Below are 23844 nucleotides of genomic sequence, written 5' to 3'. Positions count from 1 at the left end.
GGCCGCGCTACAGGTACTTGTAGGCTTCGTCGATGTTGCGGTCGAACGTCGCCACGTCCGTCCGTGCGTCGGCCGTTGCTTCGGCGATGATGCGGCCGAAGGAGATCTTGCCGGGTGGCGGCCACGTCGCCGGATCCCACAGGCTGGCCCGCAAGAGCGAACGGGCACAGTGGAAGTAGGCGCGCTCGACGTGGATGCGGGTCACCAGCTTGGCGGCCTTACCGCGCGCGCTCATACGCTCGCAGACGTCGGCATCGTCGATGATCTCGCCCCTGCCGGTGACGCGCAGGGTCTCGCCGGTGTTGGGCACGATGAAGATCAGCGCGATCGCCGGATTGGCTATCAGGTTCTCCAAGCCGAAGGCGAGATTGTTGCCGACGCGGTCGGGGACGAGGAGCGTGCGATCGTCCTGCATCTCGACGAAGCCCGGCGCGTCGCCCTTGGGACTGACCTCGACGATCCCCGAGGCGCTTGTCGTCGCCATGATCAGGAAGGGCGACGCGGCAATGAAGTCGCGGCCCTGTTCGTCGATGTGATCACGGATCTTGGTGGTCCTGCCCGTGGCCGGGATGATCTGCCGCAGTGCCTCGATCGTCGTGATCGTCGCCATAGTCTTCTCCGTCAAAGCCGCCGGGCGCTCCGCCCCGGGTCCAGCGCGCACCCGGGGGGAAATGCCGTTCCAGCATGTGCAGACTGCCCGAGGCAACGGCAAACGTCGAATGTCGGCCGGGCGCACGGCAAGACGGGCGTCCGCCGGCGCGCCGGCGCCCCCAGATGGCGATGCGTTTGCAGGAGGCGGGCGGTTCAGAGCATTCGCAATTGGTGAGCGCCATCCAATTGCGGAGAAATGCGCCAAGTTTCGAATCCGAAGCGCTTCTCTTGCGATTGGGTGGTTGGCCCCGATCGCAAACGCTCCAGCCTAGGCCGCCGCCGGTAGGTCGCCCTCGACGCTGCCGTTCACCGGCAGGTGCACCAGCACCACGGTTCCGGTGCCGACGCTGGAGCGGATCCTGAGCGAGCCGCCGTGCATTTCCACCAGCGATTTGGAGATGGCGAGGCCGAGCCCTGCACCCTTGTAGGTCTTGTCGAATTGATCTTCGGCCTGCTCGAACGGGCGGCCCAGCTTGGCGAGCGCGTCGGCGGGGATGCCGATGCCGCTGTCCTCCACGTAGATGTTGGCTGAGCCGGCGATGGCTCGGGCGCGGACGCAGACGCGGCCCCCCTCCGGCGTGAACTTGACCGAATTGCGCAGCAGATGGACCAGGATCTGGTTGAGCGCCCGCGGATCGGCATGGACGCGCAGCTCGTTCGGTACCTCGACGCTCATCTCGATGGATTTGGCAATGGCGGCTTCCCGGACCGCGTCGATGGCCATGGATACCACCTGCTCGACGCCGACCTGCTGCTTGTCCAGCCGCATCTGGCCCGCCTCGATGCGCGACATGTCGAGGATGTCGTTGACCAGCCGCAGCAGATACTCGCCGCTGGTGTGGATGTCTTGACAATACTCCTCGTATTTGGAGCTCCCGAGGCTGCCGAAGATGCCCGACTCCATCAGTTCGGAAAAGCCGATGATGGCGTTCAGCGGTGTGCGCAGCTCATGGCTCATGTTGGCCAGGAACTCCGACTTCGCCCTGTTGGCGGCTTCGGCCTTGCCCTTCTCTTCCAGATAGCGTTCGGCGAGATCGGCCAGCTGCTGGGCCTGGGCCTCGAGCGTCTGGCGTGAGCGGCGCAGGTCGGAGACCGTCTGCAACAGCCGCCGCTCGGAATCGACGAGTTGTTCCTCGTGGCGCTTCAGCGCGGTGATGTCCGTTCCTACGGACACGTGGCCGCCGTCCTTCGTCGGCCGCTCGTTGACCTGCAGCCAGCGCCCGTCCGCCAGCTGGGCCTCGAAGGTGTTGCCGCTGCTCGCCCGGGCGGGGCCCGGCAGCCTGTGCGTATGCACGACCGACAGGCTGCCAGCCTCCATCACCTCGTCGTAGCTGCGTCCCGTCAGCGCCATGTCCGGCGGCAGCCGATGCAAGCTCTGGAACTTGGAATTGCAGGTGATGAGCCGGTTCTCGCCGTCCCACAGCACGAATGCTTCCGAGATGCTCTCGATGGCGTCGCGCAAGCGGTTGTCCGAGGTCTGCTTGAGGCTCGCCATGCGGCGCTGCTCGGTGACGTCCACGGAGATGCCGATCAGGTGCGGCCCCTCGCCCTCGTCGGTCTCGACGAGCTCACTGCGGTGGCGCAGCCACACCCAGTTGCCCTCGGCATCGCGGATGCGGAACTCGTAGTCGACGGTGGTGGCCTGGGACGACACGAGCATATCGGCCAGGGCGTACAGATCGCCGTCGTCGGGATGCACCAATGCGTTGATCTCGCCGAACGACAGGAACTCGTCGTGGCGATGATAGCCGAGCAGCGCGTACATGCTGTCGGACCAATAGATCCGGCCACGAGCGATGTCCCAGTCCCACAGGCCGCACCGGCCGCGGTTGAGCGCCGTGTCGACCCGGTCCTTCACCCGTTCGCAGATCTCGTCGGCCGTGCGGGCGCGAGCCGATTGCATGAAGTAGGCGACGGCAATGGCGATCAGCACCAGGCTCACGGTGATCAGCAGCGTGCCGTGGTTCCACGTGCGGGCCTTCCATGAGCCCAGGGCGCCGGACAGCGGATGCACCACGGCGACCTGGCCGAGCGGAGCGGGAAGGGTGCGGACGGTCGCGACGGCCCAGTCGCCGTTGGCGAGCGAGATGAGCATCACCCCAGCGCGATCGGCGAAGGTGGTCAGCGCCTGGGCGTTGCCCAGGAGATCGGTCAGCGTGCCGGCGGGCGGGATGATGCCATGCGGGGTCACGGCGACGATGGTGCCGCTGCCGTCGGACACGGCAGCGAACCGCCCGCTGACGAAGGCCGAGGTCGGAAGGGCGCGGTCGAGGAGCGCGCGGATGCCCGCCGTGTCCAAGGGCGCCTGCGCGGCGCGCGCTGTCGCCTGGCCGGCGATGGTGGAAGCGACGAGGTCGACGGCGGTGATGGTGTCGTCGATGGTCTCGGCCCGCGTGTCGAGAGCCTGGATCGTTGCGCTGGCGACCAGGGTGGCCAGGAACACGCCGAGCAGCGTCGGGACGGCGAGCTTCAGCCAGGGCTCGGCCGCGACCAATCGGCCGAAGGCCGGGTGAGTGATTGACCTGGCTACACCTAGAATCGTCGCCGCGCGTGCAGGGTCGCACGCCGTCGCGGCTTGGCCGCGCGCCATCGGTGGCCCCCTTCGGAATCCTCAACCAGATACAGGTCGATGTGCCGCATCTTCCCGAATCGAGGCCATCAGAGTCGTGTTCGCGCTCTTTGTCCAGAGTGTTGCCGAAAGGTTACCGGACAAGATTCGATTAAAGTTAACGTCGAATCCGTCCGGCGGTGGCTGGGCCCTTAGATATCGCTAGATGTGGGTGGTGTACTTGGTTGAGGCGCTACATCTAGCCAAGCGAGCGCGCGGCGATATCGGTCACGTCTGGGGATAAGTTGCCGGCCGCGGCGACGCGTTTGAGCGCGGCCTCGGCCTTCAGGCGTCGGCCGGGCTCCAGCATGCGCCAGGTGCGGAAGGCCGTGAGCAGGCGGGCCGCGACCTGTGGGTTGAGCGGATCGAGCTTCAGAACCACGTCGGCGAGCAGATCGAAGCCAGCACCGTCGATCCGGTTGAACTGGGTTGGATTGCCCATGGCGAAAGATCCGATCAGCGCGCGTGCCCGGTTGGGATTGGTGAGCGTGAAGATCGGATGCTGCATCAGGCCCTTGACCCGATCGAGCGTCTGCGGTTCCGGGATCATAGCCTGCAGCGCCAGCCACTTGTCCATGATCAGGGGGTCGTGGGCGAACCTGGCGGCGAAGTCCGCGAGGGCGTCCTCGCGGCCGGCGCCCGGAATGAGCGCCAGCGTGGCCAGCGCGGCCATGCGGTCGGTCATGTTGTCGGCCGCCGCGTAGCGTTCGGCCGCCAATTGCTCGCCACGCTCGGGGTCGGCGGCGGCGATCAAATCGAGCCCCGCGTTGCGCAGAGCCCGCCGACCGGCGCTGGACGCATCCGGGCTGAACGCGTCGCTCGAGGCCAGCTTGATGTGGAGCCGTTCGAGGGTGGGAAGCAGGGCCTCGCTCAACTGGCGCTTCATGGCCCGCCGGGCGCTGAGAATCGCGTCGGGATCCACATCGCGGCCGATCTCCCGGGCGATATCGCTCTCGGTCGGCAAGGTCAGCACCTGGGCGGCGAAAGCGGCATCCTGCTCCGCCGTCGCCGCAGTGAACTCGGCAAGCGCGCGCACCAGGCGGTCGCTGGGGGGCAGGCTGCGGCCGGTCTTCACCGCTTCGGTGCCCTTGATCAACTGACGAATCAACACCGTCTGGACCGCCTGCCACTGGTTGAAGGGATCGCTGTCGGCGGAGAACAGGACCAGCAACTCGTCGTCGGACAGGTCGATATCGTAGCGGACCGGCGCGGAGAAGCCGCGCAGTAGCGACGGCACCGGCTTCTCCGTGACGTTGTGAAAGGTCACGCTGGTCGCCGCCTCGTCGAAGATCAGAACGCCGTCATGTAGGGCGACGTCGTTGTCCGTTACCAACGGCAGGTCGCGGCCGCCTTCGCCCACCAGCCCCATGGCGATCGGCATGACCAGCGGCTTCTTCTCGGGCTGGCCGGGCGTCGGCGGCGTGGATTGGCGCAGGTCCAGCCGGTAGGTGCGGCTCACCTCGTCGTAGAATCCGGAGGCGGTGAGGATCGGGGTGCCGGCTTGTGCGTACCACTCGGAGAAGTGATCGAGCGAGCGGCCGCTTGCCTCGGCGAAGCACGATAGGAAGTCCTCGATGGTCGCTGCCGTCCCGTCGAAGCGCTCGAAATAGAGGTCCATGCCTTTGCGGAAGACATCGTCGCCGAGCATGGTCTTGAGCATGCGGACGACTTCGGCGCCCTTCTCGTAGACGGTGGCCGTATAGAAGTTGTTGATCTCGCGGTAGCGGTTCGGCCGCACCGGATGGGCGAGCGGCCCGGCGTCCTCGACGAACTGCGCCGCCCGCAGGGTGCGCACGTCGGCGATGCGCTTGACCGGCCGCGAGCGCTCGTCAGCGGAGAATTCGTGGTCGCGGAAGACGGTCAGCCCCTCCTTGAGGCAGAGCTGGAACCAGTCGCGGCAAGTGATGCGATTGCCCGTCCAATTATGGAAGTATTCGTGGGCAATGACCGCTTCGATATTGGCATAGTCGCTATCGGTTGCGGTGTCCTGGCTCGCCAGCACGTATTTGTCGTTGAAGATGTTGAGGCCCTTGTTCTCCATGGCGCCCATGTTGAAGTCCGAGACGGCGACGACGTTGAACACGTCGAGGTCGTATTCTCGGCCGAACACCCGTTCGTCCCAGCGCATCGAGCGCGCCAGGGCGTCGAGTGCATAGGTGGCGCGCTCACGCTTGCCCTGCTCGACGTGGATGGCGATGTCGACGCGGCGGCCGGACTGGGTCGTGTAGACCTCCGACACGGTGTCCAGGCGCCCACCAACGATGGCGAAGAGATATGCCGGTTTGGGGTGAGGATCGTGCCACACGACGAAATGACGGCCGGTGCCCGGCATCAGCCCGGCGTCTGCGCGATTGCCGTTGCCGAGGAGCAGCGGCGCTTCCTCGACCGCCGCCTCGATCCGCGTCGTGTACACCGAGAGCACGTCGGGGCGGTCGAGAAAATAGGTGATCCGGCGGAAGCCCTCGGCCTCGCATTGGGTGCAGTAGATGCCGTTGGAGCGGAACAGGCCCATGAGCTTGGTGTTGGCCGTGGGATTAACGCTCGTCTCGATGCGCAGCTCGAACGGCCGCTGGGGCGGAGCGTGCAGTGTCAGCCCCTGCGGCGACGCCGTGTAGGCGTTCGCGTCGAGGGGCGTGCCGTCGAGGCGGAGGTCGTTGAGCAGGAGCTCGTCGCCATCGAGCACGAGCGGCGCGTTCGGCCGGCCGAGCGGATTGGGACGCAGCGACAGAAGCGCGGTCACCTTGGTGACGTTCGGATCGAGATTGAAGTCGAGATCGACGGTGTCGATGAGATAATCGGTCGGACGGTAGTCCTCGAGGCGGATGACGGGCGGGGAATCGGTACGCATCGAGTGTCCTGGATCACGGGGGGAAGGGCGGGCGCGGCGCATGGTGACGGCGACCCTTGCGCTCGCGGGGGGAAAGCGCCGGGGCACTGCATCCGGCGGGGTATCGGGACGGGTCACGACGAGCTGGCATGGTCCGACGGCATTCTCACCCGCTTCAAGCCCGGGAAGGCGAAGAAAATGAGGCCGGCCACGGCCGCGTTCAATAGGCCGAGCAGAGCAATGAGCGCCGGCGCCTGGACGCCGGCGGCCTGCAGCGCCGCCGTGAGGAGCGCCGCGACAGTCATGAACAGCGCGTTGAGCACATTGGTGCCAGCGACGACTCGGGCACGCTGGGCGCCGGGCGACCAGGCTTGCAGGGCCGCGAACAGGGGCACGACGAAGAGGCCCGCGGCGACCGCGAGGCCGACGAAATCGACGGCGAGCCGCACGCCCCAGAACTGGCCGAGCAGCTCCGGCACGCCAACCGCGTGCGACGGCGGGCCGAGGCCGCCCGCCGCTAGGCCGAGATCGAGCGCGAAGCCCGCGATGAGCGCTGCGGCGAGGGGCACCGGCCACAGGATGATGCGCCCGCGCGCCAGCATGGCGGCGCCGGCGGATCCGATGCCGATGCCGATGGAGAACAGCGCGAGCACCAGCGTCACCACGTCCTCGCTGCCGCCGACGTTTTGCTTGACCAACGTGGGTGCGAGCGAGAGCGTCACTGCACCGGTCAGCCAGAACCAGCTGACACCCAACGCAGCCCGCAGCAGGCGCCGCTCCTGCGACAGGACGCGCATCAGGGCCGTTGTGGAGCGCAGGATGTTGCGCTGCACGGCGAGCGTCGGCGCGGCCTCTCCGGTGTGCGGTATGAGCAGCGAGGAAATCCAGCAGAGCAGGGCGATCGCCACCATCGCCAGTGCGACGGTGCCCTCGTCGCTGCTGCCGATCGCCAGTCCTCCCGCGATCGTGCCGCCGAGGATGGCGAGGAACGTCGCGCCCTCGATGAGCGCGTTGGCAGCCGGCAGCTCCTGTGGGCGCAGATGATCGGGCAGGATGCCGTACTTGATTGGGCCGAACAGAGCGGCGATGACACCCAATCCGAACAGCGCCGCGTACATGACCGGCAGTGAGTGGACATAGAGACCCGCCGCAGCGACCGCGGCGACGGCGATCTCGACCGCCTTAACCCGCCGAGCCACGAAGGCTTTGTCGAAGCGGTCCGCTAGCTCGCCGGCCACGCCCGAGAACAGAAAGAACGGGACCACCAGGAAGGCGTTGGCCAGCGTGACCAAGGTGCCGGCCTGGGCGCCGCCAAGCTTGAACAGCACCAGGATGACAAGGATGTTCTTGACGAAATTGTCGTTGAAGGCGCTGAAGAACTGGCACCAGAACAGCGGCGCGAAGCGCCTGGCCAGCATGAGGCTCGCGAACATGTGAGACTCGTCGGAGGGATCGGAAGGGCTCGCCTGCGCTGATTCGTCCGTAGCGCCCCGCAGGCAGGGAAAGGCCTCGCGGATGGTGGCACCATAGCACCACGCGATGGCCGCTGCAGCATGCGCCACGGACTGGTGGGCGCCTCTCCGCTGAGGCACGTGGCTCCGGCTGAGGCACGTGGCTCCGAATGCCCCACCGAAAAAGATAGCTATTTCAATATCGTGAGAAGCCGTAGACGGAACCTGTCAAAAAAATGCAGCGAAACGACGGAATTTCTGTTGCGCCCGGGACCATCCGGAGGCTAGGGTTCGTCCCAAGAAAAAGGGCCGCGCAATGCGCAGCCCAAGTCTAGGGAGGAAACGCCCAAGGAGGGCATGCAGCATCTCTGCTGCACTGCAAAATCTAGTGCAGGTGGTCGACCATCGCAATAGCAAGACGGCAACACTGGTTGCCTTTTTTTATGCCCTGCATATTGGCATTTTTGCACGAGATGGGGATTGTTGACGCCTGCGTATGAGAATGTGGCCAAGGCTGCCCGGGCACGGCGTCGTGATCGCTGCGGGCAGTTCTGCGCGCCGGGGCGCCCCACGAGGACCCGGGAGGCCTGATAGCGCGAGAACCCCGGAACCGGCTCACAACGGCGACAGGGGCCCGGAGCCTCCATCTGCCGAGGGCTGGCCGAACAAGAGCGGATTGCGGGGAAAGCTGTTGCGGTCGTATCCATCTTCGCTAGGGTGACCGGGCATAAAAAAAGGGCCGCGCAACGCGCAGCCCAAGTCTAGGGAGGAAACGCCCAAGAAGGGCGGCGCAGCATCTCTGCTGCGACTGCGAAGACATGGGGTGGACGACGTTCGGCCGCAAGGCGGAAGGGGGCAGCTCGGGCTGCCCTTTTTTGCGTCGTGCAGCCTTTGCATACGCAGGTGATATTGCGCCCGGTTGATCCGGAGTTGGCCTCAGGCTCCGGCCCGCGACCGACATGAATCCGGAGCCCTTGTCCGATCGGAGGGCCCGAATGCCACATCGGGGATCTGGAGATGCGCGAGAGCTCGACCGGGGCCGGCCCCCGGCTCACCTGCGATGACGCGCGGATCGGCGTGCATTCCGCCGCGGCGTGTGTGACCTGTTCGCCCGGCGCAACCCTGGACGGGGATGAAAGCCTGCGCCGGGCGATCCGCGGCGCTGCGGCGTGGATGGCGGACCCGCGGGTGCTGATAGGCCTCATGCGGCGCCTACTCGCCGGTCGGCCGGACGAGGCTGCGCGGCTCGTAGAGAACGTGTTGCGCCAGCACGGCGTGCCCGACGATCACATCATCTCCTTTGGGTGGCTCGGCAGGCCACGAACCGTGCTCGGACTGGCCCGCCGGGCGGCGCTGGCGGGCAGGCAGGCGGCGCAGGGATACATCGTCATCGAGCTCGAGCGTTCGGTTGGACCCGTGTCTGCGTCCACCGTGATCGCCAGCTTGGCGCTGCGGGCGGCCGCGGCGGAGGGTGATGGCGCCGCACCGCCGGCGGACAGCTGCGCGGCAGCCGGTGACGCGGCGACGTGCGAGGAACTGCGGGCCACGGTGGACGAGCTCGCAATGCGCCTGGTGGCGATGCAGGCGCGCTTCGCAGCGTTGGAGGAAGCCAAGCTCGCCGACGAAAAGGCCCTGCTGGAGGCCGACTTGACGATCGTCCGTCTGCGCGGTGCAACCCGGTGTGAGGGCTGAATGTCTGTAAGTCAGCCTTCGGAGGACCATCTCGACCGATATGCTCCGCGCGCGTGGACGTCGCGCGCCGCGTCCGCCCGCGTCTGCGGCCACGCGGGCGAGTGTCCATGAGCGGTAGCGGCCGTATCGCCATCGTATCGCCGGCCATCGCCGATACGGCGGAGGGCGAAGATATCGATCTCGCCTGTTCGTACTATGCCCGGACCTTGGCCGATGCCGGGCATCAGGTGGAGATCCTGTTTGCGGCGGAGATCGGCCGATCGCAACGGGATCGTTGGGGCGCGTGGTGCGACGGGCGCTCGCTCACATTGGTCAATCCGAGCGGTCTGGAGCGGCCGGCCATGCCGATCCAGGGGGCGCGGTGGTACACCGAGCGCGCGCTGGGTCTGCTCGATCTGTTGCGGGGCCGGACATACGACTACATCCTGTTCCAGGATTGGCACGCCAACGGGTTCTGGTCGGTCCGCGCCCGCGCCATGGGCGTCGCCTTCGGGCGGACACCGATCGCCATCATGGTCCATGCGCCGAACCAGTGGCAGAATGCCGCCCAGCGTACCTTCGGTCACAGCCCTCTCGAGGAGAGCGGCCTCAACTGGGCCGAAATGCAGCAGATCGCTGGCGCCGACGGCCTGATCAGCCCCAGCCGGCACATGCTGCGGTGGTTGCGTGAGCGCGGCCTCACGCTGCCCGACGACGTTGCGATCTGCCCGTACCCCATCGAGGGGCAATTGTCGCGCGGGCGACCCGAGACCGTCGACCGCAGCCACCTGATCTACCACGGCTGCCTCGATGCGCGGGGCGGGCTGCAGCTTCTCGGGGGCGCGCTCCGCCGGCTCAAGGAGAGGGGCGGCCGGCTGCCCTCCACCGTCTCGGTGATTGCGCGCAGCGGTGCGGCAGGCCCTTCCACCGACGATCTGAGCGCGTTCAGGACCGCCGTCGGCGCCGTGGCGCTCCACATCGAAACAGATGTGGAGCGCGCGCAGGCGGCGGACTACATCCGCCGCTGCAACGGCGTCGTCGTCATCCCGTCGGCGGCCGAAAACTGTCCGTGGGCGGTCATCGATGCCATCGTTGACGGCGCCTGCTTCATCGCCTCGGAGGCAGGCGGCATCCCGGAGATGGTAGACCCGGGCGTCTGCTTTCCGGCAACCGCGCAGGGGCTCGAGCGCAAGCTGTCGGAGCTGGGTACGATCGACTTCGGTCGGTTGCGTCACAGCTACGACCCGGCTGCCGCCCGCGCCACCTGGTCGGCGCACGTGGATGAGCGCATCGCCCGGGCGCGGACCGGCCGCCCGGCGGCCGGCCGGGTGCTGCGGCAGGCGCTCCCGCCGATCACGGTCTGCATGCCTTTTTACCGCCACGACCGCTATATCGAGCGCGTGGTCGGAAGCTTCCTGCGGATGGGCTTGCCGCAGCTTCAACTCGTGGTGGTCGATGACGGCACGCCGCCAGCGGAGCGGCCGCATTTCAATCGGCTCAAGGCCGAGCTGGAGCCCTTCGGGCACGTCTTCCACAGCCAACCCAACGGCGGTGCCGGCGTCGCCCGCAACACCGCCGTTTCGCTGGCTCGCAACGATCTTCTGCTGAACTTCGACGCCGACAACGTTCCGTTCGAGGACATGGTGGAGCGCCTCTGGCGGGCCATGGATCACAGCGGCGCGGATGTTGTCGCGGCGCCGTTCCTCGGCGTCGATCCGATGGCGCGGCGGCCCACGCTCGCCGACGCGACCCGTGTGCGCTACCAGCCGCAAGGCGGCCCCATCATGCTCGGCCTGATCGACAACATCCTGGGAGATACCTGCGCGCTCGTGCGACGGACGGTGTTCGACGCCCTGGGAGGCTTTGTCGAGCAGCGCGAGAGCCTGGAGGACTGGGACTTCTTCCTGCGCGTCGTCGCGGCCGGCTTCCGGCACCTCGTCTATCCGGATCCCTTGTTCTTTTACACGATGGACACCGGCGGACGCCTGCATCAGCAGACCCGCGAGTACGAGAACCGCAGCAATCTGTTGTCCCATCTGGGTGAGATGCCCGCGCACGTCACGGCAGAGATGGCGCGTACCCTGATTCTCGAATTCGTCGTGTCGCGCCGCGGCGTGTGACGTCCGGGCGCGATTTGTCCGGGCGGCCGGCCGTGGCTTATACCGGTGGCGCTGATTTGGCCCTGCGGCGCGGGCGGACGCGAGGCGGCTGCCGGCCGCCTCCGCTCACGCGGCCATCATCGAAGGACACGGCACGATGCGATATCTTCACACCATGGTGCGGGTGACGGACGTCGACGCCTCGCTCGATTTCTACTGCCGCAAGCTCGGCCTCGTCGAAACCCGGCGGATCGACAACGAGAAGGGCCGCTTCACCCTGATCTTCCTGGCGGCGTCCAAGGATCTCGATCGCGCCGAGCACGAGCGCTCGCCGGAGCTCGAGCTCACCTACAACTGGGATCCGGAGGCCTATGGCGGCGGCCGCAATTTCGGCCATCTCGCCTATCGGGTGGATGACATCTATGCCGTCTGCGATCGCCTGATGAAGGCGGGGGTGACGATCAATCGGCCGCCGCGCGACGGCCATATGGCATTCGTCCGCTCGCCCGACGGCATTTCCATCGAGCTGCTTCAGGAGGGCGAGCCCAAGGCGTCGGCGGAGCCGTGGGCGTCGATGCCGAACACCGGCAGCTGGTAGGTCGATGAAGGCAGGACGCGGCCGTCCGTTCGCGCCGCGCCCCGTCGGCCGCGAAGGTGCGGCGGCCGGGGTTCTGTGCGTCGGCATCACCACGCTCGATTTCGTCTATGCGCTCGATGAGTTGCCGACGGTGGCCGAGAAGCACCGCGCCCGCGATCTGGTGATCGCCAGCGGCGGTGTTGCGGCCAATGCGGCGGTCGCCATCGCGCGCCTGGGCGGCCACGCGGTGCTTGCGAGCCGGCTGGGCGATGACGCGACCGCCGTGGAAATCCTTGATGCTCTCCACGCGGAGGACGTGGACTGCGGTTACGTGCGCGGTTTTCCGGGAGCGCGCTCGCCGGTGTCCACCATCCTGGTGGACCGGCGCGGCGAGCGGCTTCTGGTCAGCTACCGCGACGACCGCTATCCAGCCGATCCGAGCTGGCTGCCGGACGAACTGCCGGAGGGGATCGACGCCGTCCTGGGCGATACTCGCTGGGAGGACGCGGCCGTCAAGCTGTTCGCCGCGGCCCGCCGGGCCGGCAAGCCAGCGGTGCTCGACGGGGACCGGGCCCCGCGTCACCCGGAGATCGTCGATCTGGCGACGCACGTGGCCTTCAGCGAGCAGGGCCTGCGCGAGTTCACCGGCACCGCAGACCCCCAGGCCGGTCTTGCCAGTCTGCGCGGGCGCGAAGGGACCTGGTTCGCCGTCACCGTCGGCGCCGACGGCGTGTTCTTCCTGGAGGACGGCAAGATCGCGCATGCGCCGGCATTTTCCGTCGATGCGGTCGATACGCTCGCCGCCGGCGACGTATGGCACGGCGCGTTCGCGCTGGCCCTGGCGGAGCGTCAGAGCGAGCGCCAGGCCATCCGCTTCGCATCGGCTGCGTCCGCCATCAAATGCCTGACCTTCGGAGGCCACAAGGGCGCCCCCCGCCGCGGCCAGCTGGAGGACTTTCTGACTTCTGCAGCCGGGGTATAGAGTAAGGCCAAAGACTTAGAGCGGGATGATGACTCAAAGGAAAATCATCCGGCTCTAACTGCCGTGCCCTGCCGGCAGCGCGGCGGGCTGGATGCCGATCGCCTCGCCGATCAGGACCAGGCACGGGCCACGCGGCCGCGCCGCCGCGACGACGTCCGCGATGGTATCGAGGCGCCCGCGCAGGATGCGCTCGTCAGGCCATGTGGCCCGCTCGACGACGGCGACCGGCGTCGCCGGCGACAGGCCGGCGGCCAGCACGCGGGCCACGAATTCAGGCAGGGTCTTCACCCCCATGTAGACCGCCGTCGTCGCTGCCGGGTCAGCCAGAGCCCGCCAGTCGAGGTCCTCCGGCAGCTGGGCGTTGCGCGCGTGACTGGTCACGAACTGGACCCGCCGGGCCGCATCGCGATGGGTCAGCGAGACCTGGAGGCTCGCTGCGGCGCCGCTCGCGGCGGTCACGCCGGGAATGACCTCGACGGGAATGCCGGCGGCGCCGAGCGCGGCGATCTCCTCGCCGGCGCGGCCGAAGATCATGGGATCGCCGCCCTTGAGCCGCACCACCCGCAGCCCCTCGCCCGCCAGCGCGACGAGCATGCCGTTGATATCCTCCTGCGTGCACGACGGCTTGTGGCCGCGCTTGCCCACGTGCACCAGCCGTGCCTCGCGCCGCGCGAAGTCCAGGACGCCACGTTGGATGAGGTCGTCGAAGAGCACGACGTCCGCCGATTGGAGATAGCGTACGGCCTTGAGCGTCAGCAGTTCCGGATCGCCCGGCCCGGCGCCGATCAGGGCGACCGAGCCGGACCGGCCGCTCGGACCGGCATCGCCGCTCGGTTCGAGCCCGGCGAACAGGCTCTGCCGCTCGCCATCGCTGGGCTCGAGGGTCGGGTTGGCCAGGGCGCGGGCGGTAAAGCGTTCCCAGAACAGGCGGCGAGCGCGGAACGGCAGCTCCCGTGCCTGCACCGCGGGGCGCCAGGCGCGCGCGGCCTCCGCCCAGCGCTTGAAGCCCTGCGGCAACTGGGTCTCGATGCGGGCGCGGATGGCCTGCCCGAATACCGGCGCCGCCCCGTCCGTCGAAATGCCGACGACGAGGGGCGAGCGGTTGACCACGGAGCCGAACTGGAAATCACAGAGCGCGGGACGGTCGACGCAGTTGACGGGCACGCCGGCATCCCGCGCCGCCGCGCAAAAGGCCCGGGCCTCGTCGTCCTCGTCGAAGTCGCCGACCGCCAGGAGAGCGCCGCGCAGGTCCGCCGGCCGCCAGGGGCGCTCGTGCAGGAGGATGGGCCCGTCGGCCGGGCGGGCGACGACATCTCGCAACTCGGGGCTGGGGAAGGCGGCATAGAGATGCGTCGTCGCGCCGGCGGCGGACAGGAGTTCCGCCTTCCAGGCCGTGCCGGCGCCGGCGCCGGCCAGAAGCACGGTGCGCCCGCGCAGCTTGAAGAATGCCGGCAGCGTCGCCAGCGGTTCCAGCCGTTCGCGGGGTCGGTCTTCCGGCTTGCGGGATGAAGGTGTCGATGCGCTCATCGTGGTGCGAACTTTACAACAGCGGCCGGGGTCTTGCGTTCGGGCGAAACCGTCCGCGCGAAGCCCTCCGATTCAAAGGGTTGGAGCACCTTCTAGCCGATCGAACGATCAGCTCCGAAAGGATCGGGCTCCATGGTCTCATGCTTTGCGGTTTCCCTGCTCGTTCCGACCGGCTACCGTCCAGACATTAGTCGGTTGCCATCGCTTTGCAGGATTCAAGCCGCAAGGCCATCGGCCACGGAGACAGGTCATGCGTAAATCGCTGTGGGCAGGCATCGCCGCCATCGCCCTGTTCGGTACGGCCGCGCTCGCGCAGTCACCTCAGACGACGCCGGCTCCCGGCAAGCCCGCGGCCGCCACCGCGGCGCCGGCCAAGCCCGCTGCGGCACCGACGACGCCGGCCGCAGCCGGAGCCCTCCTCGATATCAACTCGGCGTCCAAGGACGATCTGGGCAAGCTCAAGGGCATCGGCGAAGCGCGCTCGGAGGCGATCATCAAGGGGCGGCCCTACAAGGGCAAGGACGACCTGGTACGCCGCAAGATCATCCCTCAGAACGTCTACGACGACATCAAGGACAGGATCATCGCCAAACAGTCCTGACGGGTCGTGCCCCCGGTTCAGGTCGGGTTGCGGGAGCGCATCCTGGCGCCGGTCATCCGGCGAGCAGCGCCTTGTGCGCGTCGCGCAGCAGGTTCTTCTGCACCTTGCCCATGGTGTTGCGCGGCAGGTCGCGGACGAACAGGACTCGCTTGGGCAACTTGAACTTGGCCAGCCGATCACCGATGGCGGCCAGCACGGCAGCTTCGTCGAGGGCCGGATCGCTGGCGACCACTACGGCGACGACGCCTTCGCCGAAGTCGGGGTGCGGCACGCCGATGACGGCGCTTTCGACGACGCCCGCGATGGCGTCGATCTCACCCTCGATCTCCTTGGGATAGACGTTGAAGCCGCCGCTGATGATCAGGTCCTTGCCGCGGCCGACGATGCTGACGTAGCCGTCGGCGTCGATCACGCCGAGGTCGCCCGTGATGAAGAAGCCGTCGTTGCGGAACTCAGCCGCCGTTTTCTCCGGCATGCGCCAATAGCCCTTGAATACGTTAGGGCCCTTGACCTCGATCACGCCGATCTCGCGCCGGGGCAGTTCCTGGCCGCTGTCGGGCTCGACGACGCGCAGGGAGACGCCCGGCAACGGGAAGCCGACCGTTCCGGCGATCCGTTTCCCGTCGTAGGGGTTGGATGTGTTCATGTTGGTCTCAGTCATGCCGTAGCGTTCGAGGATGGCGTGGCCGGTGCGCTCCTGCCAGGCGCGATGCGTCTCCGCCAGCAGCGGCGCCGAGCCCGACACGAACAGGCGCATGCTTGCGGTGGCGGCCCGGTCGAGCGCCGGGTGCTGCAGCAGCCGCGTATAGAACGTGGGCACACCCATCATCGTGGTGGCCCGCGGCATGACCCGCATGACCTCGTCGGCATCGAAGCGGGGCAGGAAGATCATGGCGCCGCCGGCGAAGAGCGTGACGTTGGTGGCCACGAACAGTCCGTGCGTGTGGTAGATCGGCAGCGCGTGGATCAAGACGTCGTCGGCCGCGAAGCGCCAGTAATCCTTGAGTGCCAGCGAGTTGGACGCCAGGTTGTCGTGCGACAGCATCGCCCCCTTGGAACGGCCGGTGGTGCCGGACGTGTAGAGGATGGCGGCGAGGTCGTCGTCGCCGCGCTCGATCGTGTCAAATGTCTCGGCCGCGCCGGTCGCAGCCTCCATCAGGGAGCCGCTGCCACGGGCATCGAGCGTCTCGACGCCGGCCCCGACTGTCTGGGCGATCTCCGCCATGGCGCTGTGCTTGGCCGGGTCGCAGACGACGAGCTTGGGCTCCGCGTCACCGATGAAATAGCCGAGCTCGGCCAGGGTGTAGGCCGTGTTGAGGGGCAGGTAGATCGCGCCGGCGCGCACACATGCGAGGTAGAGCACCAGCGCGGGGATCGATTTCTCCACCTGCACCGCCACGCGGTCGCCGACGGTGACGCCGCGGGCCGTGAGCACATGGGCGAGGCGCGCGGACAGGCGGGCGAGGTCGCCGTAGCCGAAGACCTGGCCGTCCGCCGTTTCGATGGCGCGGCGGGACGGATCGGCACCGGTCATCAGCCGGTCGTACAGGTTCCGGCTCATTTGGCGGGCACGAGTTCGCGCGCGGCGGGCAGGTTGCTGCGCAATTGCTTGCGCACCGCGTTGGAGGCCGCCACCTCGCTCTTTTCGGCAAAGGCCTCGTGGTTCTTCTCGATTTCGTCGAGCGCGTAGAGATAGTTCACCATGAATCCGTAAGCCTGCTTCATGCCCTTGGCCGAGGTGTCGCCCAGAAAGTTGATGCTTTCAAGCCGCGCGCCGTTGCCTAGGTGGAAGCGGGCGACCGGATCGACCGGGCGGCCGCTCGAGGTCTTGGCGCGCAGGAAATAGTAGGCGGCGGCCTGCTGCATGGCCTTTTTCACCGCTTCGGCGCGCGCCGGTTCCGCCTGCCACCCCTCGCCATCGAGGACTTCCAGCGCCGCCCTGGAGGCGTCGTCGAGGCAGACCGAGCCCTCCGCCTTGCGCTCGCGGTTGAGCCAGCCGGCAAAGCCCGGCACGGGCGAGAGCGTCACGAATGTCTTGAGGTTCGGCAGCTCGCGCTTCAGGTCCTCGACCACCTGCTTGATCAGGAAGTTGCCGAAGGAGACGCCGCCCAGGCCGCGCTGCGTGTTGGAAATGGAATAGAACACCGCCGTGGTCGCTTCGTCTGCCGGGATCGGCGTGCGGCCGAGGTCGAGGAGGGGGGCGATGGCGTCCGGAATCTGCGTGGTGAGGGCCACTTCGACGAAGATCAGCGGCTCGTCCACCAGTTGCGGATGGAAGAAGCCGAAGCAGCGACGGTCCGGCGGCTCGAGCCGGTTGCGCAGGTCGTCCCAGTCGCGGATCTCATGCACGGCTTCGTACTTGATGATCTTCTCGAGGATGTTGGCCGGGGTGGTCCAGTCGATATGGCGCAACACGAGGAACCCCCGATTGAACCAGGAGGAGAAGAGCTGCACGAAGTCCTGGTCGACCGCCTTGAGGTCCGGCCGCGCCGGCAGATGGTCGAGCAACTCCTCACGCATGCGAATGAGCGCCGCGGTGCCGCCGGGCGCCAGGTTGAGGCGGCGCATCAGCTCCTGACGGCGGGCTTCGGTGGCGCCGTGCAGCTCCTGAACGGCAGCGGGGCTCGGGTCGGTCTTGACGCTCTTCAAGGCCCGGTCGACACGCTCCATGTCCGGTCCGAATCGGTCCGCGAGCGCCGTCAGGAATGATAGCCGCGCCGACAGCTTGGCCGAGTTGAAATGCTGGACGAGGGCGCTGGCGATCGCCACGCCGGAGGCTTCACCGCGCCGCGACAGCAGATGTTGGCCGAGTTCGACGAGATCGCCCCCGCGCACGCTGGCGCGCGGGCGCCCGAGCAGCGAGCGGCCCCGCTCGGAGAGTGTCGCGAGCATTTCGTTGAAGAATGATGTCGCCATCGTGTCTCCGTTGGTGAGCCGCGAAGCCCCGCGCGACCACGCGCTATTCAGTACAACGTCCGCCCTGCGGGCAACAGCCGCGGTCGCCTGCCCAGGCCCCGGGCGCCCCATGGATCTAGGATCAGCCGGTCTTTTTGGCTACGGGCGGCGCCCCGCCGGCGCCGTCGGGGCGGCACAGCCGGCGGGTGGTTGACCCGCGCGGCGGCGCCTTCCTATGTGAGCGGAGGGATGACCGTATGCGCTTCCAACCGATTCGCCTCGACGAATGCCCCCTCACTGCGCTGCACCGGTGAGTTCCGCCCATGATTGTGCACGGCGACCGGGCGTGGATTGAAGGCGGCGACGCCAAGCTGGATGGCATCTCCCGCGATCTCGCCGCGGCGGCATCCGCGTCCGGTATCGGCCGTCACGGCCGTCTGGTGGCGGCCTTCATCCAGGCGACGGCCCTGGTGCGGGGTCTGGCGGATGCAAATCCGTGGCGTCAGCCGGCAGCCCAACGGTCGGCGCAACAGGAAGCGGCGATGGCGCTGCTCATGCGACTCGCAGAGGCCGTCTGTCGTTCGTGGGAGAGTTGCTTTGGCGATGCCGATCTGGACGTGGCGGCCGAGCTTGGCCGCTTGCGCGCGCTCGACTTGCCCCGCGCCCTGGTGAGCTGGGACGCGGACGGATTTTCACACCATCGCGTCTACCCCGAGGCGCATGGCCAGGCGGCCAGCGATTTTGCCGCCTCGCTGCGAGGCCATCGCGAGCCGCAATGCGTCATCGTCGTCGGTATCGGCGGGGTCGGCACAGGGCTTGCCGCCATCGTGGCTGCCGCGCTCGGTGCGCCGCCGCCCTTCGTTGTGGGCCCCGTCGCTGACGCGCCGGGCTCGGAGCCGGTGCTACCCGCCGATCTCTTCCACGCGGCGACCGCCGACCCTGCGCGTCTGATCGCGATCGTCGATGGCGGCCGGCCATTCGACGACGGGGCCCTGCGCAGCGTCGCCGCAGCGTTGGTCGAGGCCGGCGTCGGCGCCGACCGCATCCATCTGTTTCCAACCGAACTCCCCGCCGCCCGCGGAGCCGGGCAGCGAAACGCTGCTGGCGAGGGCGCGAGCTGGGCGGCGTCGTGCGAAGCCCTGCCGTGCCACGCGGTCGAGACGGAGCATCTGCTCCTGCATGCGCCGAACCCGCGTTGCCGGCTGGCGGCGTGGATCACCGACCTCACGGGCCCGCTCACCGCCCCACTCGAGGACCTGTCCTACGGCCGCTGGCGCGAGCGCCGGTTCCGGGCTCCGGCGGACTGGCCGCCGGCCAACCCCCGCCAGGAGCAGCTCAAGTTTCTCGCCGAGAGCGAAACCGGACCATGGCTGGTCAAGTTCGCCGGGCTCGGAGGCGAGGGGCTGCGCAAGGCCGCCTTGGCCGAGGCATTGGCGGAGGCGGGGTTCACGCCCGCGGTCGCAGGCTTCCGCCATGGTTTCATCGTGGAGCGGTGGATCGACCAGTCGGGCGCCCTCGAGCTGCCACCAAGCGCCCGGCCGGCCTTCATCGCGCACCTCGGCCGCTACCTCGGTTTCCGCGCCGGCCATCTGCCTCTGCCCGAGGGTTTCGTCTGCACGCCTTTGGACGAACTGCTGGTCATGGCGCGCCGCAATACCGCCAGCGGGCTGGGCGAGGCAGCGGGCGAGGCGCTGGCGGAGGGGCTGCATCGCGAGGTCGGCAGGCTCGAGCGGATGGTCCGGCCGGCGGCCATCGATGGTCGCTTGCAGCGCTGGGAGTGGCTGGTGCTGCCGGACGGCGGTCTGCTCAAGGCCGACGCCGTGGATCACCATGCCGGCCCGGAACTCGTCAGCGGGCAGGATATTGCCTGGGACGTCGCGGGCGCGATCTGCGAATTCGACCTGACGGAGCCGGAGCAGGCGCTCCTGGTGGCGGAGCTGACGCAGAGCGCGCAGATCGAGGTGTCGGCGGCGCTGACGGCGTTCCTGCTGCCCTGCTACGCGGCCTATCAGCTCGGCCAGGCAGTGATGGGCGCCGCCGCGGTCGCCGGGTCGGAGGACGAGAGCGTGCGGATGCGGGCCCTGTCGCTTCGCTACGCGCGGCGGCTGGAGCGCCTGGTGCCTGCGCCCCGCCCCTGACTTACGTCAGCGGCGCCGGCCGCTGGCGATGCCGAGACGGTTTGCTCAGGAGCCGCGCCCGCGCGGCTTGTGACGCCGATGAGCGGAGCTTGCCCTTGGTCCTACGCCGCTTCCCTGCGCCGGCCGACCGATTGATAGATGCCCAGCAATGCACTCGCGCGTGCTTCGGCCGTGTAGGTGAGGGCGCGCTGGCGGGCCAGCTTGGCCATCTGCCGGCATCGATCGGGGTCACCGATCAGACTGTCGATGGCATGGGCGAAGCCCGCGTCGTCCCCGGGATCGACGAAGACGGCCGCATCGTTCCAGGTCTCCCGAAAAGTCGGCCGGTCCGAGAGCACGAGCGCGCAGGCCATGTGCGCTGCCTCCAGCACCGGCGTGCATTCGCTTTCGCACAGTGCCGAGGAGACAAACACCGGCGCCGCCTCGAGCCAGCGGGCTAACTCACCTTCCGGCATCGGGCCGAGCGACCACAGATTGCCGAAGTCGACGGCCGATCCGTCGATGTGCTCGCGTGGGCCGGCGACCATCAGCGGCACCTGGGTGCGACCGGCAGCCCGGTTCAGCACCCAGATGTTCTCGCCGACGTCCCAGGCGTGGGCGGCCACCAGCGCGAAATCGCGAACCGGGTGGGCCGGTCCGCCGGGCCGCGGCGGGCGGCGGCCGCTCGGGACGACGGCGGGGAGGCGCGGCAGATCGAAGGCTTCGGCCGTGCGTTCGGCCAGCGCCGCCGTCGCCGCCACCAGGGCCGTCGCGGCATCGTAGCCCCGCGCCGTCAACTCGTGCCGCCAGGGCGCCAGCGGTCGCTCCGGGCTGTTGTCGACTTTCCAGGCGATGACGGCGGAGGGATCGCACGCCACCACCGTTGGGGCGTGGAAGTGGCCGAAGCCGGCCATGAGCGGGCTGCCCAGGTGCACGATGTCCGGATCGATAATGTTGGCGAATCGGGCGACAGCGTGGCTCGCCGCTTCGACGTCGCTCTCGTCGGCCGCCAGCCAGTCGATCGGGGCGTTGGTCACCATCGACTTGAGGCCGGGCACGGCGCGCATCGCGGCGTCCTGCGCGGGCGTCGGTTGCGGGCCGAGAATGGCAAATGTCGTCTCGACACCTTGGGGCGCCAGCGCGCGCGCCAGATCCAGGCTGCGGGTCCAGCCGCCACCGAGGGTGTCGACGCTCATAACGATACGCAACGCAGATCCTCTCTCGTGTCTGCGCACCGGCACGGCGGCTCGCGCCGGGCGAGAGCCTGGCCGCGCGGCAGCCGCGTGATCATCGTCCCGGCGTGCCCCAACGTAAAGGCGCTTGTGCGCGGGTGGCGATTGCGGCGCCGACGGAGGGTCGGGCCGCTCGGTCGGCGGGGCTTGTTCGCGGCCGGATTTTGCCGGAACGTGACGTGCCGTTGCCCGGCCGCGAAGCGATCCTCGAGTGAACAGGCCCATGAAGCTCTTTTTTTCCGACGCCCAGTTCGCCCACCGTCCCACGCAGTACATGGTTCATGGCCGCATCGTCGATCCGTTCGAAACGCCGGAGCGGCCGCAGGCGCTCGTGCGGGCGCTGACGGGGATCGGGCTGATGCTGCATGAGCCGGTCGACAAGGGGCTGGACAGGATCCTGTCGATCCACCCCGACCACTACGTCAACTTCCTCCTGAGCGCCTATGACGAATTCATCACACTGCCGAACCATGGCCCGGAGGTGCTGACCAATGTCTGGTCCTACCACAGCGCCGACGGGGACTTGAGCCGCCGCGGGCCGCCGCGGCCGACGGGAATCATCGGTCGGATGGGATGGTATCTGGGCGATCTGTCGAGCGTGATTATGGCGGGCACATGGAGTGCGGCGCTGGCGTCCGCCCAAGCGGCCATCACCGGCGCGGAGACGCTGCTCGCCGGCGATCCCGCCGCCTTTGCGCTGTGCCGGCCGCCCGGCCACCATGCCTACCGGGATCGAGCCAGCGGCTTCTGCTTCCTGAACAATGCGGCCATCGCCGCCGAGACCTTGCGCAGCCTGTATTCCAAGGTCGCTATCGTCGATTTCGACACGCACCATGGCGACGGCACGCAAGCCATCTTCTACAGCCGGGGTGACGTGCTCTTCGGGTCGACCCACACCGACCCCTCTGCCTATTATCCGCACTTCTACGGCTACGCCGACGAGACCGGCATCGGCGCGGGCGAGGGCGCCAATCTGAACCTGCCGCTGGCGCAGGGCTCCGGCGACGAAGCCTTTGTCGACGCCAACGCGCGCCTGGCCGTCGCCGTCCAGGGTTTCGGCGCCGACGCCCTGGTCATCAGCGCCGGCTGGGATGCGCACGAGGCCGATCCGCTGTCCAAGCTCAAGGTGACCACCGACGCCTATCGTCGCATCGGCGAAATGTGGGGCAAGCTCGGCCTGCCGACGCTGATCGTGCAGGAGGGCGGCTATTCGCTGTCGGCCATCGCCGAGGCGGCGCCGGCCTTTACCGCCGCCTTTCGCGAGGGCGCCGGCCTGTAGGCCGTGGCCATCAGTCGTCGTAGACGATATAGGCGTGGCGCGGATCGGTCGGCGTGCCTTCGAGGGGACTGCCCTCCCGTGCCGGCCGCCACAGCACAACCTCGTCGATCTTGCGCGCAAGAGCAAAATCGAAGTCGGTGATACCCTTGGCCGAGTGGGTGGAGAGCCTCACCTCGACCGTAGCGTAGCTCACCACCAGATCGGGGTGGTGCCAGGCCGCCTCCGCCAAGTGCCCGACGGTGTTGACCACCATCAGTGTCGCCTTCCAGCCGGCGGTCTTGAAGGTGCGGCGCAACGTGCCGTCGACGAGGCTCCAGCGGGGCAGCTCCGCTCGCAGACGGGCTTCGATCTCGGTCGGGGCGAGCGCCTGAGGTCGTGCCATCGGACTACTCCTCACCTCACGGGCAGATGGCCATGTGATCGCCGCCCGCGATCTACGGGACAGGATAGAGTGAATCGCCATTTCGTGCAGCCGCGCCGACGAGGGTCGATACCCCTCGTCCGCGGCGCTCCCGTCGCACGGCACGTCCGGTCGTGGCGGGCCTCGACGCCCGGACCCGTTGCAGCAGGACCGCGGGCGTGACCGTCACGGCTTCGCCCGCTCGGGCCGTCGGACAGCAGGTCCGTTCATGCTGCGGTGCATTGTGGAAGCCGGCCGAAATAGGCTAGAGCGCTCCCCGCGGGTGAACTCACCCGCTCTCCCGACCGGATGATGCCGCCCGATCGAGACTTGCTCGGGCACGTCCGCCTGAGCTCGCCCGCTGATCCGGTGGGGAACGGTATGGGCGTGGAGCACGTGAATTGCGCGACAAGATCAAGGTGAGCCGCCTCGCCCTCTACGCCCACCACGGCTTGCATCCGGAGGAGGAGCGTCTCGGGCAACGCTTTTACATCACCATCGTCTGCACCCTCGACCTGACGGAGGCGGGGCGCAAGGACGATTGGAAGAGCACGGTCGACTATGGCGTGCTGACCGAGCGCGCCAGCGAGGTGGTGACCGGCCGCCGTTTTCGCACCATCGAAGGGTTGGCCGAGGCGATCGCCGCCGACGTGCTCCGCGCCTTCCCGCGGGTGGACGAGGTAACCGTCGAGGTGGAAAAGCCCGGTGCCCCGGTGCCGGCGATCCTCGAGGGGGTGACGGTCGAGATCACCCGGCGGCGTCAGCCCTGACGTGATTTGCGCTCGAGCCGGCTTGAATCAAAGTCTCAGGCACGCGGCAATTCGGCGGCTATGCCAGATGGTTGGCCGACGATCTTGAATCGAGAGCGCATGTCTCCTGCAAGGGGGCGGGAGTTCGCGCCGTCAGCACGGGGCCCAGCCGGCGGCG

The 23844-nt window shown here is 68.2% G+C and carries 17 protein-coding genes; 8 read left to right on the top strand and 9 right to left on the bottom strand.

Annotation, left to right across the window (positions count from 1 at the left end):
* Nucleotides 1-7 precede the first annotated feature (7 nt).
* The 4 genes from IEW34_RS17260 to IEW34_RS17245 all read right to left on the bottom strand — a co-directional run bounded on the left by IEW34_RS17260 (nt 8) and on the right by IEW34_RS17245 (nt 7519).
* Nucleotides 8-610 carry an MSMEG_1061 family FMN-dependent PPOX-type flavoprotein gene (locus IEW34_RS17260; protein ID WP_188610463.1) on the bottom strand — a complete coding sequence of 201 codons (603 nt, stop codon included), beginning with the start codon at nt 608-610 and terminating at the stop codon, nt 8-10.
* A 309-nt stretch (nt 611-919) separates the two neighbouring features.
* Nucleotides 920-3241 carry a PAS domain-containing sensor histidine kinase gene (locus IEW34_RS17255; RefSeq protein ID WP_188610462.1) on the bottom strand — a complete coding sequence of 774 codons (2322 nt, stop codon included), beginning with the start codon at nt 3239-3241 and terminating at the stop codon, nt 920-922.
* A 217-nt stretch (nt 3242-3458) separates the two neighbouring features.
* Complete coding sequence (gene pepN / locus IEW34_RS17250) at nt 3459-6107, bottom strand: aminopeptidase N (protein WP_188610461.1); 2649 nt, start codon at nt 6105-6107, stop codon at nt 3459-3461.
* A 113-nt stretch (nt 6108-6220) separates the two neighbouring features.
* The gene (locus IEW34_RS17245; protein WP_188610460.1) at nt 6221-7519 is read right to left on the bottom strand and encodes an MFS transporter; all 1299 of its coding nucleotides are present in this window, start codon (nt 7517-7519) and stop codon (nt 6221-6223) included.
* A 1035-nt stretch (nt 7520-8554) separates the two neighbouring features.
* On the opposite strand from IEW34_RS17245, the gene IEW34_RS17240 reads away from it, so the two are divergent.
* The 4 genes from IEW34_RS17240 to IEW34_RS17225 all read left to right on the top strand — a co-directional run bounded on the left by IEW34_RS17240 (nt 8555) and on the right by IEW34_RS17225 (nt 12866).
* Nucleotides 8555-9229 carry a hypothetical protein gene (locus IEW34_RS17240; RefSeq protein ID WP_188610459.1) on the top strand — a complete coding sequence of 225 codons (675 nt, stop codon included), beginning with the start codon at nt 8555-8557 and terminating at the stop codon, nt 9227-9229.
* 107 nt (nt 9230-9336) lie between these two features.
* Nucleotides 9337-11328: a glycosyltransferase gene (locus IEW34_RS17235; RefSeq protein WP_188610458.1), complete on the top strand. Its 1992-nt coding sequence runs from the start codon at nt 9337-9339 to the stop codon at nt 11326-11328.
* 136 nt (nt 11329-11464) lie between these two features.
* Nucleotides 11465-11905 carry a VOC family protein gene (locus IEW34_RS17230; RefSeq protein WP_188610457.1) on the top strand — a complete coding sequence of 147 codons (441 nt, stop codon included), beginning with the start codon at nt 11465-11467 and terminating at the stop codon, nt 11903-11905.
* 4 nt (nt 11906-11909) lie between these two features.
* Nucleotides 11910-12866, top strand: a complete 957-nt coding sequence (locus IEW34_RS17225) for a PfkB family carbohydrate kinase (RefSeq protein ID WP_188610456.1) — start codon at nt 11910-11912, stop codon at nt 12864-12866.
* A 54-nt stretch (nt 12867-12920) separates the two neighbouring features.
* On the opposite strand, the gene cysG is transcribed toward IEW34_RS17225, so the two are convergent.
* Nucleotides 12921-14393 carry a siroheme synthase CysG gene (gene cysG / locus IEW34_RS17220; protein WP_188610455.1) on the bottom strand — a complete coding sequence of 491 codons (1473 nt, stop codon included), beginning with the start codon at nt 14391-14393 and terminating at the stop codon, nt 12921-12923.
* A gap of 250 nt (nt 14394-14643) precedes the next feature.
* Here cysG and IEW34_RS17215 point away from each other — a divergent pair, with 250 nt between their 5' ends.
* Nucleotides 14644-14994, top strand: a complete 351-nt coding sequence (locus IEW34_RS17215) for a ComEA family DNA-binding protein (protein ID WP_188610454.1) — start codon at nt 14644-14646, stop codon at nt 14992-14994.
* A gap of 52 nt (nt 14995-15046) precedes the next feature.
* Here the strand turns inward: IEW34_RS17215 and IEW34_RS17210 are convergent, their stop codons facing one another.
* Both IEW34_RS17210 and IEW34_RS17205 read right to left on the bottom strand, forming a co-directional pair.
* The gene (locus IEW34_RS17210) at nt 15047-16555 is read right to left on the bottom strand and encodes a malonate--CoA ligase (protein ID WP_188610453.1); all 1509 of its coding nucleotides are present in this window, start codon (nt 16553-16555) and stop codon (nt 15047-15049) included.
* The gene (locus IEW34_RS17205) at nt 16552-17910 is read right to left on the bottom strand and encodes a malonyl-CoA decarboxylase (RefSeq protein ID WP_188610452.1); all 1359 of its coding nucleotides are present in this window, start codon (nt 17908-17910) and stop codon (nt 16552-16554) included. The genes IEW34_RS17210 and IEW34_RS17205 overlap by 4 nt, the downstream gene beginning before the upstream one ends.
* Nucleotides 17911-18212: 302 nt before the next feature.
* Between IEW34_RS17205 and IEW34_RS17200 the strand changes: the two genes are divergently transcribed.
* A complete protein-coding gene (locus IEW34_RS17200; RefSeq protein WP_188610451.1) occupies nt 18213-20027 on the top strand; it encodes a hypothetical protein in 1815 nt (604 codons plus the stop codon).
* Nucleotides 20028-20128: 101 nt separating this feature from the next.
* Here the strand turns inward: IEW34_RS17200 and IEW34_RS17195 are convergent, their stop codons facing one another.
* The gene (locus tag IEW34_RS17195) at nt 20129-21214 is read right to left on the bottom strand and encodes a glycosyltransferase (RefSeq protein ID WP_188610450.1); all 1086 of its coding nucleotides are present in this window, start codon (nt 21212-21214) and stop codon (nt 20129-20131) included.
* 247 nt (nt 21215-21461) lie between these two features.
* Here IEW34_RS17195 and IEW34_RS17190 point away from each other — a divergent pair, with 247 nt between their 5' ends.
* Entirely contained in the window at nt 21462-22517 is a 1056-nt protein-coding gene (locus tag IEW34_RS17190) for a histone deacetylase family protein (protein WP_188610449.1), read from the top strand.
* A gap of 10 nt (nt 22518-22527) precedes the next feature.
* Here the strand turns inward: IEW34_RS17190 and IEW34_RS17185 are convergent, their stop codons facing one another.
* The gene (locus IEW34_RS17185) at nt 22528-22899 is read right to left on the bottom strand and encodes a 4a-hydroxytetrahydrobiopterin dehydratase (protein WP_188610448.1); all 372 of its coding nucleotides are present in this window, start codon (nt 22897-22899) and stop codon (nt 22528-22530) included.
* A 419-nt stretch (nt 22900-23318) separates the two neighbouring features.
* Between IEW34_RS17185 and folB the strand changes: the two genes are divergently transcribed.
* Nucleotides 23319-23687: a dihydroneopterin aldolase gene (folB, locus tag IEW34_RS17180; RefSeq protein WP_188610447.1), complete on the top strand. Its 369-nt coding sequence runs from the start codon at nt 23319-23321 to the stop codon at nt 23685-23687.
* Nucleotides 23688-23844 lie beyond the last annotated feature (157 nt).

This window comes from Chelatococcus reniformis (assembly GCF_014640075.1).
Lineage (GTDB): Bacteria > Pseudomonadota > Alphaproteobacteria > Rhizobiales > Beijerinckiaceae > Camelimonas > Camelimonas reniformis.
The sequence above is the reverse complement of the archived record's forward strand: the minus strand, read 5'-3'. Positions and strand labels throughout refer to the sequence as shown.